The organism is Pseudomonas sp. PvP028 (genome assembly GCF_017832255.1).
GTDB lineage: Bacteria > Pseudomonadota > Gammaproteobacteria > Pseudomonadales > Pseudomonadaceae > Aquipseudomonas > Aquipseudomonas syringae.
The window spans coordinates 4,082,447-4,100,539 of sequence record NZ_JAFIBL010000001.1; the positions used below are offsets into that span (position 1 = coordinate 4,082,447).

Genomic DNA, 18,093 nt, shown 5'->3' on the forward strand with positions numbered 1-18,093 from the left:
GGTCACGCTTGATGCCCCAACTGAAATACCCCGACAAGAATCAGCGCAATACCCAGCCAGTGCTGTGCGTCAACCGGCTCGTCGAACACATAGCGCCCCGCCAGCGTGATCAGCACGAAGTTAACACCCAGCATCGGATAGGCGATGCCGACGTCCAGGCGTTGCAACACCAGCAGCCAGACCAGCAGGCCCGACCCAAGGCAGGCCAGCGCCAGCCACAGCCACGTTGAGCGCAGCGCTACAAACGCGCCGGGAAATGCCCCGCGCCAGTCTTGTACCGCGCACTTCTGCGCGATCTGGCCCAGGCAGGTCAGCAGGCATGCGCTTGCCAGCATCAGCCAGGTCACGATGCCGACTTCTCGTAAATGAGGATGGCCAGGTTGCCTTCGTCATAGCGCTGACCATCCTTGGGAAGACTTTCGAGCTCTTTCAGTTCCTCATCGCTCTTGCCGCGCATGATGACGCCGACCCGGCCTTGGCTGCGGGCGTTCTTCATCCAGGCATCAATGTCCTGCAGGCGGACTTCTCGACCCTGCACATCGGGATAGCCCAGGCCGTATTCCAGCTCGCCCCAGGTGTTGAACAGTGCAACATCAGGCCGTTTCAGGCGCCACGCCAATGCCGAGGCAGCGCCCAGGTCGTTGCTCAGCAGATGCGTGCAGTCCGCCAGTTCGGCCTGGTGCCTGACGACGAACGGGTCGGGAGTCTTGTTGTTGATCACATCGTTTGGCAGCGCAGCGGGCAGCAATGCGATCAGCAGCCAACCGCCCAACGCCGGCGTGGCCCAAAAGGTCAGGGGGCGCAAGCCTTGCAGGGCGTTGGCGAGTGTCCATCCGAGAAGCACGATGACCGCCAGTGACAGATGCATCGGTTCGTTTTCGTAGACGGGCTGCTTGAGTTGAAGGTAGATCAACGCTAAAAGCCCAAGAAAAGTGACGGTCGCGTTGAATATTCCGTTCGCGCGCAACGCTGTGCTGTGGCCTCGATCGAGGCGCTCGACCAGAGTGTTTGCCATCAGCAGCGCCAACGGCAGCAGACACGGCAGTATGTAGGTTGGCAATTTACCTTTGCTCAGGCTCAGAAACGCCAGTGGCAGCAGCAGCCACAGCAGCAAAAAGGCAATGTCAGGGTGGCTTTTTTCTTGCCATGCCTGTTTCAGTGTTACCGGCAGCAGCAGTGCCCACGGCACACAGGCCGCCACCAGCAACGGCATATAGAACCACCAGGGCTGGGCATGCTGGGCATTGTCCCCGGCAAAGCGGCGAATATGCTCGTGCCAGAAGAAGTAGCGCCAATAGTCGGGCTCTTGCTGGTGGATTGCCAGCGCCCACGGCAGGCAGACGGCGATGGCAATCAAGATTGCAAGCGGGCCGAATTTGAGTAGCTCGGCCAGGCGTCGCTGGCACAGCATGTAGGGCAGGGCGATGATGACGGGCAGTGCCCAGGCGAGAAAGCCCTTGGTCATGAAGCCCATTGCGCAGGCCACGCCGACTGCCGCCCATGCCGCTAGACGCGCTCGGCCGATGCTGTGCACGGCGTACCAGAATGCCAGCAGTGTCACGTTGGTCCAGAGGGTGAATTGCGGATCAAGATTGGCGTAACCGGCCTGGCCGGCGATAAAGCCGAAGCTCATGAACAGCAAGGCGCTGGCGAACTGCTTGCGCGGGTCGTTCCAGATCTTGCCGGCCAGTAGATAGGCCAGCAGCACGCTCAAGCCGCTTGCCAGTGCCGACACAATGCGCACGCCGAACAGGTTCTCGCCAAAGACCTGCTGCCCTAGTGCAATCAGCCAGTAACCGGCAGCCGGTTTTTCGAAGTAACGCAGCCCCATGAAGTGTGGCGCAATCCAGTTACCGCTGTGGAGCATTTCCTGGCTGATCTGCGCATAGCGGGTTTCATCGGGAATCCACAGGCCGTGAAAGCCCAGCGGCAGCAGATAAGCCAGCACGAACGCCAGTAACAGCAGCGCAAGATGACGATGCCTGACGTGCATCACTGCTGCACCCCCAGCCAGCCTTCGCGGCCGGGCAGGTGGCCGCGAACGATATGCCCGGAAGGCAACCGTTCGATGGCATCGGGTAGCAGATGGCCCAGCGGCGCGAAGTGGATGCCTTGGGTATTGGCCCGCTTTAACAGTTGCCTGAAACCTTCGGCCATGATGATCCCTTCCACTTCGGCGTGAAGGGTGTAGACATTGAGCCGTCGTGCGGCGAAGCGGCCGAGAATGTAGTCGTTGAACGCATTCGGCTGCAGGTGCGGGCCGATTACTTCATCGAAGGTCGGCAAATCCACCGGAACCTGAGCGGTACCGAGACTACCGTCGACCAGCAACGGGCGAAACAGACTGGCGCCACGGCAGTCACTGTTGTAGCGAAAGCCAAACGCCTCTTTGGCCTGCACAATGCGCTGGTCGGCGCGCCAGCCTGCCGCTGCGGAGCACACCACCGGGTGGCCGAGGATGTCGCTCAGGCAGTCGACCCCACGGTGTATCTGGGCAGTCAACTGTCTGTCGCTCCAGTGTCCGGCATTCGCTTGCCAGCCATGATGATCCCAGGCATGCAGGCCGATTTCGTGACCTGCATCCAGCGCGCGGCGCATCAGTGGGCCAAGGTCACGGCCGATCGGTTTGCCCGGCCATGCAGTACCGGCCAGCAGAATATCCCAGCCATACAGGCTCGCCGCCTTGGAGCGAAGCATCTTCCAAAAGAACGTAGGCCTTACCAGACGCCACAGATGGCGCCCCATGTTGTCGGGTCCGACACTGAAAAAGAAGGTCGCCTTGACCTGCGCTTCGTCGAGTATGTCCAGTAGCCTGGGCACGCCCTCACACGTGCCCCGGTAAGTGTCGACATCGATTCTCAAGCCTGCCTGCATCAGCACTGATCCGCTTTTTCAGCCATGGCTTCGCGCAGGAAGAAATCCAGGGTTTTGCCGATGGTCTCGCTCAGCTCGATACCCGGCGTCCAGCCAATCAGCTTTTTGGCGTTGTCGATGCTCGGCGTGCGATGGCTGACATCCTGATAGCCCTTGCCGTAGAAGGACTGGCTTTCAACTTCACGAAAGCCCGCAAAGGGCGGGAAATGGCCGCGCAACGGATGAGCTTCGAACTGGCGAAGCAGCTCTTCACCTAATTGACGGATGCTGGCTTCGTTGTCGGGGTTGCCGATGTTGATGATTTGTCCGTTACAGCGCCCATCACGGTTTTCGATGATCCGCGCCAGCGCCTCGATGCCGTCGACGACATCGGTGAAACAGCGCTTCTGGGCGCCGCCATCCACCAGGCGAATGGGCGTGCCTTCGACCAGGTGCAGGATCAGTTGGGTGATGGCCCGCGAACTGCCAATGCGCGCCGAGTCCAGGCGGTCCAGACGCGGTCCCATCCAGTTGAATGGGCGAAACAGGGTGAATTGCAGGCCTTTCTGGCCATAGGCCCAGATCACCCGGTCCAGCAGCTGCTTGGACACCGAGTAGATCCAGCGCTGCTTGTTGATCGGGCCAACGATCAGGTTGGAGGTGTCTTCGTTGAAGTTTGCGTCCTGGCACATGCCATAGACTTCGGACGTGGACGGGAAAATCACGCGCTTGTTGTACTTCACGCAGTAGCGAACGATCTTCAGGTTCTCTTCGAAATCCAGCTCGAAAACCCGCAGTGGATTGCGCGTGTATTCAATCGGCGTGGCGATGGCCACCAGCGGCAGCACGACATCGCATTTCTTGATGTGGTATTCGATCCATTCGGTATGGATGCTGATGTCACCTTCGATGAAATGAAAGTTCGGCTTGGCACGCAGGCGCTCGATGGCGTCCGAGCCGATATCCATGCCGTAGATTTCGTAACGGTCATCCTGCAGTAGACGCTCTGACAGGTGGTTGCCGATGAAGCCGTTGACGCCGAGGATCAACACTCGGGTGCGACGAACCGACCGGCGCTTTGCCTTGTCGAGCAGTTGTGAGCCTGCTACCAACCCGAATTCGCGCGCCAGTTGCGCACCACTGAGGTACAAGCCGCTGTCACCGCGTTGCCCTGCGGTGATGACCAGCGAACCCTCGCCACAGGCGATACGCAATGGCTCGTGACTGATGACCGTGCCGGGCGCCTCGCCATTGCTGCTCGTGTCCACGCTGGCAGCCCAGACGATCAGCTTGTTGTCACCGACCGGGCAAAACGCGCCAGGGTAGGGCTGTGTTACCGCGCGGATCAGGTTGTAGAGCTGGGTAGCCGGCAGCGACCAGTCGATCAAACCGTCGGCCGGGGTGCGCCGACCGAAATACGTCGCACGCGATTCATCCTGGGGCGTAGCTGGCAGTTGCCCTTGCGCGGCCAGCAGGGGCAGTGTTTCGCAAAGCAGGTCAGCGGCGGCGTCACGCAATTTGCCATGCAGCGTCAAGGCAGTATCGGTGGCACTGATCGACACTCGCTGCTGAGCGACTATCGGCCCGGCATCCGCGCGTTTGACCATCTGATGCAGGGTAACGCCGGTTTCACTTTCGCCGTTGACCAGCACCCAGTTGGCCGGCGCGCGTCCGCGATAACGCGGAAGCAGCGAGCCATGCAGGTTCAGCGCAGCTTTTTTCGCGCAGGCCAGCAGCGAATCGCCGAGCAGCTGGCGATAGTAGAAGGAGAAAATGAAGTCCGGCGCCAGTTTGCCGATGCGCTCTACCCATAGCGGGTGATTCGGGTCCTCGGGGGCATGCACCGCAATGCCGTGCCGGGCGCACATCTGCGCCACAGAGCCGAAAAAGGTTTTTTCTTTGGGGTCGTCGGCATGGGTGAACACCGCCGCAATCTCATAGCCTGCGTCCAGCAACGCTTGCAGGCCGACACAGCCAATATCGTGATAAGCGAAAACGACAGCTTTAGTGCTCATGGCGCGACCTTGTTCATATAGGGAGTTACAGAGGAATCAATGTTGTCGGTGGCAACCGGTGACGAGCTGCGCACGACCTTTTCGATAAAGAACCGAGGACGCGCACGCACATCGCTGTACATCCGGCCCAGGTATTCACCCAGCAGTCCCATGCCGATGAACTGCCCGCCGGTGAATACGAACAGCACGGCAAACAGTACGAACATGCCGTCCCCGGCCCATGACGCGCCGAAGATCAGGCGCAGAACGATCAGCAGCGCCGCGAACGAGACACCGAGCAACGCCATGCTGAAACCGATGATGCTGAGCAGGCGCAGGGGCGTGGTGGTCATGCAGGTGATCAGGTCGAACATGAGGTTGATCAGACGCATCGGGCTGTATTTGGAGTCGCCGTGCTCGCGTTCGGCGTGATCGACCAGCACCTCGGTGGTGTGTCGCGCAAAACTGTTCGCCAGAATCGGAATGAATGTGCTGCGCTCCCGGCAGGCGAGCATGGCGTCGACAATCGTGCGCCGGTATGCGCGCAGCATGCAGCCGTAATCGTTCATGGCCACGCCGGTGGAGCGCTGCACGGCCAGGTTGATGAGTTTCGATGGCCAGCGTCTCCAGGCGGAGTCCTGACGGTTGCTGCGCACCGTACCGACCACGTCGTATCCCTGTTCAGCGAGCTTTACCAGACGAGGGATTTCTTCGGGTGGATTCTGCAGGTCGGCATCGAGGGTGATGACCACGTCGCCCTGGCACTGCTCGAATCCGGCCATGATGGCTGCGTGCTGACCGTAGTTTCGATTCAGGATCACTGCGACAAAGGGGCTGTCGGCGCGCTCGGCAGCCCGCTGGAGGATGTCTGCCGAGTCGTCGCGGCTGCCATCGTCGACCAACACGATTTCGAAGCGGTGGTCGAGCTGTTCGCAGGCCGCTTCAGTGCGGCGCAGCAACTCTGGCAGGCTTTGTCGTTCGTTGTAGACAGGGATGACGATCGACACGAACTTGATGGGATACGGTTTCAATGGCTGGATTCCACGGTCGATTCAATGGCACCGACAACCCGCTCGACATCATCGAGGGTCATGTCGGGAAACAGGGGTATGGAGCACAGCCTTGATGAATTCCATTCCGTGTCGGGCAGGCAGACGTCGGGGAAACGCTTGCGGTAATAGCTGTGCAGGTGAGTGGCGATGAAGTGGATGCCGGTGCCGATGTTTCGCGCTTGCAAGGCCTTCATGAAGGCGTCGCGATCCAGCCCGCAGCGCTCGGGATCGATGCGCAGAATGAACAGGTGCCAGGCGTGTTGCTGGGCATGCCGGGGCAGGGCGAGAGGCAGAGCGGGGCTGCTGGCCAGTCGTTCGAGGTAATGGCTGGCGAGTGCCTGACGCTGCGCATTGATTGCATCGAGGCGTTGCAACTGCACCCGCGCAATGCTCGCATTGATGTCGGCCAGGTTGTATTTGAAACCAGGCTCCATAACCTCGGCCTGGGGCTTGCGACCCAGGGTCAGGCGGTCGTAGGCATCGACACCCAGGCCATGAAATTTGAGCTGACGCACCCGATCAGCCAGTCGCGCATTGTCGGTGACCAGCATCGCGCCTTCGGCACAGGTCATGTTCTTGATCGCGTGAAACGAAAAGATCGCAGTGCCCTGCTGGCCGACCGGACGTCCCTGGTAACCGGTGCCGGCGGCATGCGCAGCGTCTTCGATCACGGTGATGCCGTGCCGGTCGGCCAGCGCATACAGCGGGTCGAGATCGAATGCAGCGCCTGCGTAATGCACCGGCACGATCGCCTTGGTTCGCGGGGTGATGGCTTGCGCTATCAGCGCGGCGCTGGTCATCAGGGTGTCACGGTCGACATCGACGAACACCGGAGTGGCCCCTAGCAGGCAGATCATGTTGGCTGTCGACACCCAGGTTTGCGACGGCGTAATCACTTCATCGCCAGGCCCTACGCCCAGCGCCAGCAGCGCAACGTGCATTGCCCCGGTGGCCGAAGACAGTGCCACTGCATGCTGAGCGCCGACCCGCGCGGCGAACTCTTCCTCCAGCTTCTGACATTCCGGGCCAGTGGTGATCCATCCGGAGCGCAGCACGCGCGTTACCGCAGCAATTTCTTCATCGCCAATGGACGGCCGTGAAAAGGCAAGAAAAGTTTGACTCATCTACAGAGACTCTCCGATTGACGCAGCAGGGCCGAACATAAAAAAGTCACACCACGAGTGCGCGTGAGTGCGGTGAACTTGGGCGTTCAAATATGAAAATAATGTCTAGACGTCGTTGCTTTTTTGTATCGCCTGGCAGGCTTTCGAATCATAGAGTAGGGTGAAAGCCAAACGAACGACAACGCCGTTATGCGTCCATGTAGAATTATTAATCTGCCGTTCAGATTTCATCGAGCGCGTCATGAACAGACAGCTTTAGTTCAGCTTGCTCATGATAATCATGAAAAGTTAAAGCGGATGAAGTGTGTTGCAGTTGCAGGTTTTTTTAATGAAGCTTTCATGACCGGGGAATGGGTTTTGCGTTGTCGGACAGGGTCGAGCCTGAATCGAGAAGGTTGCTATTGACCAGGTTTCATTGGGGGGCAGCTTTTTTCTCGGTTTTTTTTAGACGCAGACGGTGCGTTTGCGGAAACCCCGGTCAGGAGGAAGCTTGCCGGGTGTAGAAAACATGACCGCTATCAAGTGATATATATAACCAGGCGGTAGGGTCGGGCAGTGCGGCAGAGAGAAAGTTTGCTGATAAGGAACAGGATGGTATAGGTAATCATCGAGAAATGTTTGGGTGAGTTATAAGGTCAAGGCAGTTTCATGCAGGCGTGCTGATGGTTGCGAAGTGTTCAAGGCTTACTTCATGTGCCTTTATATTCGACACGATCCTGTAAGGAGAGGGTACCGACGAAGTAGTTAACGATGTGTGTAGAACGACGGTCCGCTTGACTGCCATTGCCAGGTTTATTCGATGCAGCAAAGTAAAGGGCCACGCGGCGTGCCTTGCTTCGTGCGAACACGTGGCGGACTCGGCGGTTATCGATCCTGCGAAGGGCTGCCGACCCGCTCACCCCGTTCTGTCTAGTTCCGGCCAGAGATGTTAAATTAGCCGCCATGAACTTCTTCCGAACCCATTGCTCGCCCATTGCCTGGATACTGTACGCAGTTGTCCTGTTCAATGGTCTTGCGTGCAGCATCGGTCACGGCCAGATGATGGCCGCTTTTGCCGGCACTGCAATGGCTTCGGTTTCCCATGCAGATCATGGGATGTCTGATATGCATGCCGGGCATCACACGATGCACATGTCCATGCACGATTCTTCCAAGAAGATGGACATGTCAGGCAGCATGAAGGCGCAGTCGGGAGACTGTTCGTTTGCCGGAACACTGACGCTGGCGATGATTTTCTTCGTGGCGCTGGGCTGGCTGATCCGTGTCCGCCGTACTCGTTTTGTGTTGCCCGAACTCTGGCTCGGCAACCTGCCAAGGTACACCTTTCCGGGACTCAATCCACAGGCACCTTAGTGCCCATCGTGGACGTGTGAGTATCGCTCGCACGAACAACCGATAGTGTCTTTACAGCCTGCCGGAAGGTCATTCCGGCGGGGGGCGTTCATACGTTGGTGAGTCCCTATGTCTGCATCATTTTCAAGCCCGGAGCCACGGCCTTCCGGAGCATTTGTCGCCTTTCTGAAAAGGCTTCATTTTTACATCGGCGTATTCGTCGGTCCGTTTATGCTGGTCGCGGCCTTGAGTGGCGTCGTCTATGCACTGACCCCGCAGATCGAAGATTCGCTCTATGCGCATGCGCTACACACAGACAGTCGTGGCCCTGCGATGAGCTTGCAGGCTCAGATCCAGCGCGCGCAGGCATCGGCAGGTCCAGGCCTGAGCGTCGCCGCAGTGCGCCCGGCACCCCGGGAAGGGGATACCACTCGGGTCATGTTCAGCGATCCGGGCTTTGGCCCATCGGAGCATCGAGCGCTGTTCGTGGACCCGGTGAGTGGCGAAATTCGCGGCGACATGAAGGTCTACGGTACCAGTGGCATATTACCGCTACGTACCTGGATCGATCAGTTTCATCGGGGCCTTCTGCTGGGCGATGTCGGCAGGATCTACAGCGAGCTGGCCGCCTCATGGCTGTGGGTGGCTGCGCTCGGCGGTCTGGTGCTGTGGGCGGTTCGCCGTCGTCGGCAGAGTCGTGAACGCGGCAACGTGCGCCGCTGGCATGCAACCACCGGCGTATGGCTGTTGCTGGGCCTGCTGTTCTTCTCGGCCACCGGTTTGACGTGGTCACAGTACGCCGGCGATAACATTGGCGTATTGCGTGCGTACTACGGCTGGTCAACGCCCAGTGTGGCCACCTCATTGGGCAAGTCGGCGGCGATGCCAATGTCTATGCCCATGGACGAGCACGCCGAGCATCATATGCACATGGCGCCGACGACACAGGCGGCCGAGTTGGACCCTGCCTTGTTCGACAGTGTTCTGGCCAGCGCGCGTGCCGCACATATCGATGCTGCCAAGGTTGAAATCCGGCCATCCGCGAGCAATGACAAGGCCTGGGTAGTCAGCGAGATAGATCGCAGTTGGCCGACGCAAGTAGATGCTGTGTCGATCAACCCGCAAACACTGGACGTGGTGGATCATGTCAAGTTTGCAGACTATTCGCTGCCCGCCAAGCTCACCCGCTGGGGCATTGATGCGCACATGGGCGTGTTGTTTGGTCTGGCCAATCAATTGGTACTGGTGGTGTTCGCCAGTGGCCTGGCGGCCATGGTCGTCATGGGTTATGTGATGTGGTGGCGACGTCGTCCAATGCTTTCTCAACCACGCAATCAGCAGGCAACGCTCTTGAGTCTCTGGCGCTCGTTGAATCCGGGCGCGCAATGCGCGTTGATCCTGGTTGCAGTGTTGACTGGCTTTGCGCTGCCCGTACTGGGCTTGAGTCTGCTGGGCTTTATCATCCTGGACGCGCTACTGGGCCACCGGCGAGCCGCAAGACCCTTGGTCGAGGGCAAGGTGTAACCCTAAGGTGCGCGGATTACCAAGCGCATCGAGCAACTGATTCCCGACCAGGGCCGTCTGCTCGATGGCTTGTCAGTAGCGGATATCGCGGTCGCTCAATACGCTGCGACCGTTCCGTCCTTTCTCGGATCGGTCCCGCCCACGTATCCATGTGCGGTGCGCTGAATAATCTGCGCACCGCCGAAGGCAAACACGCCACTTGGCTCTTCGACATCGATGTCGTGACCTTTGGCGCGTAGTGCTTTCACCACTTCGGGGTCAAACGCACGTTCCACGGCGACTTTCAGGCCGGCTTCGATTCTCCAGCGCGGTGCGTCGGCAGCGGCTTGCGGGTTCTGTTTGTAACGCAGGATGCGCATCATCATCTGCAAATGACCCTGCGCCTGCATCGGGCCGCCCATCAAACCGAAGGACATCAGCGGCGTGCCGTCGGCATTCATGACAAAACCGGGGATGATCGTGTGGAACGGACGTTTGCGCGGCGCGACGTAATTGACGTGCTGCGGGTCCAGCGAGAAGCCCGCGCCGCGGTTCTGCATACTGATGCCCGTACCGGGTACAACCACACCCGAACCGAAGCCCATGTAGTTGGACTGGATGAACGAGATCATCATGCCGCTTTCATCCGCTGCCGACAGGTACACCGTGCCACCCGGTTTTGGCGAGCCGTGCCCGGGATTGGCGGCCTGATCGGTGATCAGCCCTGCGCGTTCCGTCAGGTAAGCCTGGCCCAGCAAATCGGCTGAGGGCACGCGCATGTGCTCGCTGTCGGCGACATGTTCGTCGAGGTCGGCGAGGGCCAGTTTCATTGCTTCCAGCACCGGGTGAACCGTCTCGAGGCTATCCACCGGGTGTTCGCCGACGCCCAGTGCTTCGAGCATGGTCAGGCCGGCCAGGGTGGCAATGCCCTGGCCATTTGGCGGCAGTTCATGCACGACAGCGCCTGCGTATGGCACCGACAGGGTGTCGATCCAGTCCACGGTGTGCGTCGCCAGGTCGTCGAGGCTCATCACGCTGCCATTGGCGTTGGCATGGGCGATGATTGTGTGCGCCAGTTCGCCGCGATAGAACGCCTCGCCTTTGGTCTGCGCGATCAGTTCCAGCGTACGGGCGTGATCCTTGAGCCGGATTTTCTCTCCGGCCATGGGGGCCTTGCCATCCGGCATGAAACACTCGGCAAAGCCCGGTTGGTCCTTGAGCAGATGTGCGCCGCGTTTCCACAACTCGGCGATTATAGGCGTGACCTGATAGCCGTCGCGGGCGTAGCCAATCGCCGGTTCGGCCAGGGTCGCGAAGGGCAGTTTGCCGTAGCGCGCTGACAGCTCCACCCAGGCCGATACCGCACCCGGCACGCTGACCGCAGGCCAGCCGCGTTGCGGCATCTGGCTCTGGCCTTCGAAGTATTCGGGTGTCCAGGCTTGTGGCGCGCGACCGGAAGCGTTCAAGCCTTGCAGCTTGCTGCCGTCCCAGACGATGGCAAAGGCATCGCTGCCGATTCCGCAGCCGGTGGGCTCGACCACGGTCAGCACCATGGCCGCGGCGATGGCGGCGTCGACCGCATTACCGCCACGGCGCAGCATGTCCAGCCCGGCCTGAGCGGCCAATGGCTGAGAGCAGGCGACCATGTTGTTGCCCATCACCGGCGAGCGGGCCGACGCGTACGGTTGGTTGTAATCCAGATCATCGAACATAAGCGTTTCTCTTTGGCAGAAGACGAAAGGTTTAGCCCTTGGGGTCCAGCGCATCGCGCAGGCCGTCACCCAGCAGGTTGAAACACAGGACCGTGATGTAGATCGCCACGCCAGGCGCAATCGACATCCACGGAGCCTGCTCCATGAAATTCTTCGCAGTATTGAGCATCGAGCCCCAGGACGGCGACGGCGGTTGCTGGCCCAGGCCGAGGAACGACAGGCTGGCTTCGGCCAGAATCGCCGAGGCGATGGTCAGCGTTGCCTGCACGACCAGTGGCGACATCACGTTTGGCAGTACGTAACGCAGGATGATCCAGCGATCCGGCAGACCGATGGCGCGGGCACCTTCGAGGTAATCCTCGTGCTTGATCGACAGCACCTGGCCGCGGGTCAGTCGGGCAAAGATCGGCATCGCGGACAGGCCGATGGCGATCATCGCGTTGGTCAGGCTGGGGCCGAGAAAGGCGCCCAAAGCGATGGCCAGCACCAGAAACGGGCAGGACAGCAGCGCTTCCATGACCTGCGAAATGATCATGTCCAGCTTGCCACCGAAGTACCCGGCTAGCAGGCCCAGCGGCACGCCGATGAACATGGCGATGGCTACCGAAACACCCCCGGCCAGCAGCGAGCTGCGGGCGCCATACAGCAAGCGCGAGAACAGATCGCGCCCCAGTTCGTCGGTGCCCATCCAGTAGATCAACGAGGGGGCCTTGCGTACCGCGAGGAAGTTGGCTTTGAGCGGATCATGAGGCGCAATCCAGGGCGCCAGAACGGCCGCCAGGACAAACAGCAACAACACCGCCGCGCCAAGCACCGCGCCTTTGTTGGCCAGGAATTTCTTCAGAAAAGGCGAGCGACTGCGGGGCAGGATCGCGCTGTGCGAGAGGCTGGCAATAGCGGTCATCAGGCAGTCCTCAGACGTGGGTTGATCAGGCGATAAAGCACGTCGGCCAGCAGGTTCAGCATCAGGAAGCCAATCGCGACACACAACACCACGCCTTGCACCACGGCGTAGTCACGGTTGAACACGGCGTCGACGATCATCTTGCCGAACCCCGGAATGCTGAACACTTGCTCGGTCAACACCGCACCGCCGAGCAACTCGCCGAACAGCAATGTCGTGAGGGTGATGATCGGCATCAACGCGTTGCGCAGCGCATGCTTGAGAATCACTGTACGCGGGAACAATCCCTTGGCCCGGGCGGTACGGACGTAGTCAGCGCGCAGTACTTCCAGCATGGCGCTGCGGGTATGGCGCATGAGAATCCCCGAAAGCCCGGCACCCAATACGAAGGCAGGCAGGATCAGGGTCTTCAGGTTTTGCCCGAAGTCCTCGCCCATCGGCACAAAGCCGGAGGCGGGCAGCCACTGCAGTTTCACCGCAAAGACCATGATCAGCAGAATGCCCAGCCAGAAGTGCGGAATGGAAATCCCCGACAGCGCCACCACGTTGGCCCCGTAATCCACGGCGGTGCCTTTGCGCACCGCCGAAATGATCCCGGTGGGAATACCGATCAGCAGCGCAATCAGCAGGGCCAGCACCGCCAGTTCGAGGGTCACCGGCAGTTTCGACGCCAGCAGCGTGGTTACCGGTTGCTCGGTGCGCAGCGATGTGCCCAGGTCGCCGGTCAGTACGTTGCCGACCCAGTTCAGGTACTGCAACGGGATCGGGTCATCGAGCCGGTACTTGTCGCGCAGGTACTCCATGACCGCCGGATCGCGCTCTTCCCCGGCCATGGCCAGCACCGGGTCACCCGGCAGCAGCTTCTGCAGGGTGAAGACGAACAGCGAAACCAGAATCAGCGTCGGGATCGAGCTGAGCAGGCGTCGCAGGATGAACATCAGCATACCGGAACCTCGCAGGTGCGCCCGTCAGTCATGGCTTGAACGCGACATTGTTCAGACGAATCAGACCGTCCGGGTTAGGGACGAAACCGGTCACGTTGTTACGCATGGCAATGATTCGCGGGTCGAAATACAGGTAGGCGGTCGGTACTTCATCGGCCAGCAAGCGCAGTGCGTCGTTGTACAGTGCCTGGCGTTGTGCAACGTCGTTCACGGTGCGCGCCTTGTTGAGCAGTTCGTCGAGCCTGGCGTTGCAATACTTGCCGTCGTTCTGGCCGCCTTTGCAGGTCACGAACTGATGGATATCACCATCCGGGTCAGGACGGCCCGACCAGGCGCTCATGCCGATCTGGAAGTTGCCGCTCGCCTGTTCGCTGAGCATCGTCGCGTATTCAGTGGCAATCAGGTTGACCTTGAAGCCCGCTTCCTCAGCCATGGCCTGAATGATCTGCCCGACCTGTTGCGCGATGGGGTTGTTGGCCACTTTCAGGTCCACCGCCAACGGTAGTTTCACGCCGGCCTGCGCCAGCAGCGCCTTGCTTTTCTCGACATCGCGAGCCGGGATCGGCAGTTCCTTGTCGTAATACGGGCTGTTTTTCGGGAACGGCTGAGCGCTTGGTGCGTACAGACCCTCGAACACAACCTGATTGATGGCGTCGCGGTCGATGGACAGCTCAAACGCCTTGCGTACGCGCTTGTCCTTGCCCATCGGCGAGTTGGCTTTTTCACCATTACCGATGTTGAACATCAGCTGCATGTAGCCCAGGCCCGGTGTGTTGTAGATCGCCAGCTTGCTGTCGGCCTTGACGGTTTTCACATCGGTTGGCGCAACACGCTCGATGATGTCCAGATCGCCGGAGCGCAGGTTGGCCAGACGCACCGAGGTGTCCGGAATCGGCAGGAACACCACTTTGTCGAAGTGATACGCCTGTTTATTCCAGTAGTTGGCAAAACGTTCCAGCACGATTCGATCCTGCTGCACGCGCTGGACAAATTTGTAAGGGCCGGAGCAGACCGGGTTGGAGGCAAACTCGCCTTGCGCGGCTTTCGGCGCGAGCATCATCCCGGCACGGTCCGATAGCTGAGAAACCAGCGTGGCATCGGCTTGCTTGAGCTTGATGGCGACGGTTTTTGCGTCTATCACCTCGACGCTGTCCACCGAGGCCAGCTCGCTTTTGCGCAGGGAGTCGGGAAGGGTGCGGGCGCGGTCGAGGTTGAACTTCACCGAGGCGGCATCAAAAGGTTCGCCATCGTGGTACGTCACGCCTTCGCGCAACGTCATGGTCAGGGTTTTACCGTCTTCGCTCCAGTTCCACGCTGTGGCCAGTTGCGGCGAGTAGGTCAGGTCGGGGTTGACGTCCACCAGTTTGTCGCACAGCGCGGTGTACACCAGACGACCGGAGTAGGTGCGCGAACGATGCGGATCCAGCACGTCGGGATCGTCCTGAATGCCTATGCGCAACGTCGATTCGGCAAAGGCAGCGTTGGCGGCCAGCAATAACAAGGTTCCTGTCACGACGCGTGCGATTTTCATGGCTGGCTCTCCACTGCAAGGGATTGGTGGTGCTTGAACAGATTCAGGCGCTGGGTGTAGGCAGCGCTGGGTGTCGGAAGGATCAGCGTGGCGCTGCCTGCGTTGGCGATTTCACGCCAGAAGTGGCAGGCGACCTGGCGTTCGGCCTCGACGGTTTCCATGACCGGCGCAGCCTCCTTGCACAGCGCACGGGCGTGCGGGCAACGGGTATGAAAGCGGCAGCCCGAAGGCGGGCGGCTGGGGCTGGGCATGTCGCCACCGAGGAGCGGACGCGGCTGGCGCAGGTCAGGGTGGCTGACCGGCACGGCGGCCATCAACGCCTGGGTATAAGGGTGCAACGGGTTTTCGAACAGCGCGTCGACCGGCGCCAGTTCGACGATTTCACCCAGGTACATCACCGCCACGCGGTCGCTCATGTGGCGAATCACGGCCAGGCCATGGGCAACAATCACCAGGGTCAGGCCGAATTGATGCTTGAGGTCTTCGAGCAGGTTGACCACTTGCGCCTGCACCGAAACGTCCAGTGCCGAGACCGGCTCGTCACCGAGGATCAAGCGTGGCTCGGAAGCCAGTGCGCGGGCGATGCCGATGCGCTGGCGCTGACCACCAGAGAATTCATGGGGATGCCGACCACCGTGTTCAGGAGCCAGACCTACCGTGCGCAGCAACTCGGCGACCTTTGCCTGGCGGTCGCTGCGGCTGGCCTGGCTGTGCAGCCAGATCGGTTCGCCAACGATGGATTCAACGGTCATGCGTGGATTCAGCGAGGCGAACGGGTCCTGAAAGATGATCTGCAAGTCTCGGCGTACCTGACGCAGCTTTTCCGGTGTCAGGTTGGCGAGGTTGCGGCCCTCGTAAATCACGTCACCCGCAGTCTGTTGCAGCAGGTTGAGCAGCAAGCGGCCAAGCGTGGATTTGCCCGAGCCGGACTCGCCTACCAGTGCCAGCGTCTCGCCTTTGCGGACCGACAGGTTGACCTCATTGACGGCCTGTACCGGTGGCTTCTTCGGCTGCAGAAGGCCGCTTTCCACGGCAAAGTGCTTGCTCAGGCCGATGCCTTCCAGAATGGGTTTCTGCGCGTTGCTGTCGGGGCTGACGCGCCCGGCGATGTCAGGTTTGGAAAGGTTCACGCACTGACTCCCACATGCTGTTCCAAAGGCGCACGGATGCACGCGGCGAAGTGTCCGGGAGACAACTCAAGCAGCGGCGGGCGTTCGTCTCTGCATTGCTGGATCACGAACGGGCAGCGTCCGGCGAAGCGGCAACCACTGGGCATTTCTGCCGGCGTCGGCACTCGCCCATTGATCGTTGCCAGGCGGCCTTCACGAGGACCGATCGAGGGCATCGAGCCCATCAGGCCGATGGTGTACGGATGCTGCGGATCGTCGAACAGGGTTTTCACCGGGCCGCTTTCCACGACGCGTCCGGCGTACATGACCATGACCTCATCGGCGACTTCGGCGACCACGCCCAGATCGTGGGTGATCAGAATCATCGCAGTGCCGGTCTCGGTCTGCAGGTTGGCGATCAGCGAGAGAATTTGCGCCTGAATGGTGACGTCCAGCGCAGTCGTCGGTTCGTCCGCTATGATCAGCGCCGGGTCATTGGCCAGCGCCATGGCAATCATGGCCCGTTGCCGCATGCCACCCGAGAGTTCATGCGGGTAGGCGTCCAGCCGCTGGCGAGCGTCCGGCACGCGGACCTTTTCCAGCATGTCCAGAGCCCGCTGGCGGGCAGCCTTGTCTGAAAGGCCCTGATGACGCATCACACTTTCAGCGATCTGCTCGCCGATGGTGAAGACCGGATTCAGGGAGGTCATCGGCTCCTGGAAGATCATCGCCATGCGGTTACCGCGCACGTCCAGCAGCCGCTCTTCGGACATACCCAGCAAGGCTTCATCGATCAGCAGCGTGTCGCTGGCGCCTACCTTGGCCGTTGTCGGCAACAGGCCCATCAGGCCCATGGAGGTCACGCTCTTGCCGCAGCCGGACTCGCCGACGATGGCCAGGGTCTTGCCGCGCTTGACGGAAAACGATACGCCGTCGACAACATTGGCGGGCGCACCGGCAAAGCGGACGGTCAGGTCGCTGATGCTGAGCACCGTGCCGTCGCCGTTTTCTGTGAGGTGGGCAGTGGCGCTCATAGGCTGGCCTCCAGGTCTTGGTTGATGACGGTGTTCAGGGCCTGTTGCAGCGCACGTAAATGGCCGCGCATGGCGGTGGCGGCCTTGATCGGATCGCGGCTTTCAATGGCGCTGACGATGTCGTCGTGATCGTGGCTGTAAGTGTCGAGGCGGTCGGCATTGCGTGCCCGGTGACGCAAGTCGCGCCAGGCCGGGTCCAGACGGATCGCATCGAGCATTTCGAAGATGTCGAGCATCAGCCGATTACCCGCCGCTTCGGCAATGGCGCGGTGCAGGGCGCTGTCCCACAGCTCAATGCCTTCGGCATCGGTCTGCTCGGCGACCTGCTGGCGAGTGGTGCGCTCGGCAAGACGGCGCAGAATCGCCATCTGTTCACCGTTGGCCCGTACCGCTGCCAGTGAGGCAAGTGCCGGCTCCAGGTGCAGACGCGCTTCCATGACCTCGGTGAAATTGGTCCGGCCGGAAAGCCGCGCGAAGCTCATGGCAGCACTGGGTGGCGTCGGTCCGACAAAGGTCCCTTTGCCTTGTCGGCGCCAGACCTGGCCTTCGGCTTCCAGTACCGACAGGGCGCGACGAACTGCCCGTCGGCTAACCCCGAAATCGGCCGCCAGGTCGCGCTCGGTAGGCAATGCCCGTTGGGGGAATGCTGCATGCTGGGCAACGATCTGGCGCAACGCATCCAGCGCCAGTTTCGAAGAGTTGTCGATAGGGATGTCAGGGTCGAACCTTTGCATCGTGGTACTCGCGCCAGACCAAAAAAAGAGGCCCTGAGCTGCCCGCAGGCAGAGGTTCCAGGCAGAAGGGCTGGTGCAAGAGCGATGCCAATGAAAATTGGTTCGGTTAATTTTGAGCTACAAGATGACCAGCGACTGGCGACGATCAAGCCTGGCGGGCCAATGTTCAAAGGTCCGCCCGACTGGTCCGCGGCATGCTGAGAGGATTGGTCCGCCGGTGGGTGAACCAATTTTTCAACGGGTACGGATTTGTTGCATCAATGCGTG

General features: G+C 60.5%; 16 protein-coding genes. 2 read left to right on the forward strand and 14 right to left on the reverse strand.

Annotation, left to right across the window (positions count from 1 at the left end; all coding sequences use genetic code 11):
• Window positions 1–2: 2 nt before the first annotated feature.
• The 7 genes from arnE to JOE34_RS25950 form a co-directional block, all read right to left on the reverse strand.
• Entirely contained in the window at window positions 3–347 is a 345-nt protein-coding gene (gene arnE, locus JOE34_RS18155) for a 4-amino-4-deoxy-L-arabinose-phosphoundecaprenol flippase subunit ArnE (protein WP_032661829.1), read from the reverse strand.
• The gene (gene arnT / locus JOE34_RS18160; RefSeq protein ID WP_032661826.1) at window positions 344–1,993 is read right to left on the reverse strand and encodes a lipid IV(A) 4-amino-4-deoxy-L-arabinosyltransferase; all 1,650 of its coding nucleotides are present in this window, start codon (window positions 1,991–1,993) and stop codon (window positions 344–346) included. Before arnT ends, arnE begins: the two co-directional genes overlap by 4 nt.
• Window positions 1,993–2,874 carry a 4-deoxy-4-formamido-L-arabinose-phosphoundecaprenol deformylase gene (gene arnD, locus JOE34_RS18165; RefSeq protein WP_032662411.1) on the reverse strand — a complete coding sequence of 294 codons (882 nt, stop codon included), beginning with the start codon at window positions 2,872–2,874 and terminating at the stop codon, window positions 1,993–1,995. Before arnD ends, arnT begins: the two co-directional genes overlap by 1 nt.
• Complete coding sequence (gene arnA / locus JOE34_RS18170; protein WP_032661823.1) at window positions 2,874–4,868, reverse strand: bifunctional UDP-4-amino-4-deoxy-L-arabinose formyltransferase/UDP-glucuronic acid oxidase ArnA; 1,995 nt, start codon at window positions 4,866–4,868, stop codon at window positions 2,874–2,876. Before arnA ends, arnD begins: the two co-directional genes overlap by 1 nt.
• The gene (gene arnC, locus JOE34_RS18175) at window positions 4,865–5,878 is read right to left on the reverse strand and encodes an undecaprenyl-phosphate 4-deoxy-4-formamido-L-arabinose transferase (RefSeq protein WP_122220007.1); all 1,014 of its coding nucleotides are present in this window, start codon (window positions 5,876–5,878) and stop codon (window positions 4,865–4,867) included. The genes arnA and arnC overlap by 4 nt, the downstream gene beginning before the upstream one ends.
• Window positions 5,875–7,023: a UDP-4-amino-4-deoxy-L-arabinose aminotransferase gene (gene arnB, locus JOE34_RS18180; protein ID WP_209996312.1), complete on the reverse strand. Its 1,149-nt coding sequence runs from the start codon at window positions 7,021–7,023 to the stop codon at window positions 5,875–5,877. Before arnB ends, arnC begins: the two co-directional genes overlap by 4 nt.
• Window positions 7,024–7,956: 933 nt before the next feature.
• A complete protein-coding gene (locus JOE34_RS25950; RefSeq protein WP_229636577.1) occupies window positions 7,957–8,106 on the reverse strand; it encodes a hypothetical protein in 150 nt (49 codons plus the stop codon).
• Here JOE34_RS25950 and JOE34_RS25955 point away from each other — a divergent pair.
• Both JOE34_RS25955 and JOE34_RS18190 read left to right on the forward strand, forming a co-directional pair.
• Complete coding sequence (locus JOE34_RS25955; RefSeq protein ID WP_324294174.1) at window positions 8,047–8,376, forward strand: DUF2946 domain-containing protein; 330 nt, start codon at window positions 8,047–8,049, stop codon at window positions 8,374–8,376. The genes JOE34_RS25950 and JOE34_RS25955 overlap by 60 nt on opposite strands.
• Before the next feature lie 108 nt (window positions 8,377–8,484).
• Window positions 8,485–9,879 (forward strand): PepSY-associated TM helix domain-containing protein, encoded by a 1,395-nt coding sequence (locus tag JOE34_RS18190; RefSeq protein ID WP_024664350.1) that lies wholly within the window; start codon window positions 8,485–8,487, stop codon window positions 9,877–9,879.
• Between the two features lie 95 nt (window positions 9,880–9,974).
• On the opposite strand, the gene JOE34_RS18195 is transcribed toward JOE34_RS18190, so the two are convergent.
• Genes JOE34_RS18195 through JOE34_RS18225 form a run of 7 tightly spaced genes read right to left on the reverse strand, consistent with a single transcriptional unit; the run spans window position 9,975 to window position 17,826 of the window.
• Entirely contained in the window at window positions 9,975–11,570 is a 1,596-nt protein-coding gene (locus JOE34_RS18195) for a gamma-glutamyltransferase family protein (protein WP_209996314.1), read from the reverse strand.
• A 31-nt stretch (window positions 11,571–11,601) separates the two neighbouring features.
• Entirely contained in the window at window positions 11,602–12,474 is an 873-nt protein-coding gene (locus tag JOE34_RS18200; RefSeq protein ID WP_003410575.1) for an ABC transporter permease, read from the reverse strand.
• Window positions 12,474–13,418 carry an ABC transporter permease gene (locus JOE34_RS18205; RefSeq protein ID WP_017279132.1) on the reverse strand — a complete coding sequence of 315 codons (945 nt, stop codon included), beginning with the start codon at window positions 13,416–13,418 and terminating at the stop codon, window positions 12,474–12,476. The genes JOE34_RS18200 and JOE34_RS18205 overlap by 1 nt, the downstream gene beginning before the upstream one ends.
• Before the next feature lie 28 nt (window positions 13,419–13,446).
• Window positions 13,447–14,949: an ABC transporter substrate-binding protein gene (locus JOE34_RS18210; RefSeq protein ID WP_016568210.1), complete on the reverse strand. Its 1,503-nt coding sequence runs from the start codon at window positions 14,947–14,949 to the stop codon at window positions 13,447–13,449.
• The gene (locus tag JOE34_RS18215) at window positions 14,946–16,079 is read right to left on the reverse strand and encodes an oligopeptide/dipeptide ABC transporter ATP-binding protein (protein ID WP_209996316.1); all 1,134 of its coding nucleotides are present in this window, start codon (window positions 16,077–16,079) and stop codon (window positions 14,946–14,948) included. The genes JOE34_RS18210 and JOE34_RS18215 overlap by 4 nt, the downstream gene beginning before the upstream one ends.
• The gene (locus tag JOE34_RS18220; protein ID WP_209996319.1) at window positions 16,076–17,092 is read right to left on the reverse strand and encodes an ABC transporter ATP-binding protein; all 1,017 of its coding nucleotides are present in this window, start codon (window positions 17,090–17,092) and stop codon (window positions 16,076–16,078) included. The genes JOE34_RS18215 and JOE34_RS18220 overlap by 4 nt, the downstream gene beginning before the upstream one ends.
• On the reverse strand, window positions 17,089–17,826 hold the full coding sequence (locus tag JOE34_RS18225) for an FCD domain-containing protein (protein ID WP_003401136.1): 738 nt from the start codon (window positions 17,824–17,826) through the stop codon (window positions 17,089–17,091). Before JOE34_RS18225 ends, JOE34_RS18220 begins: the two co-directional genes overlap by 4 nt.
• Between the last annotated feature and the right edge of the window lie 267 nt (window positions 17,827–18,093).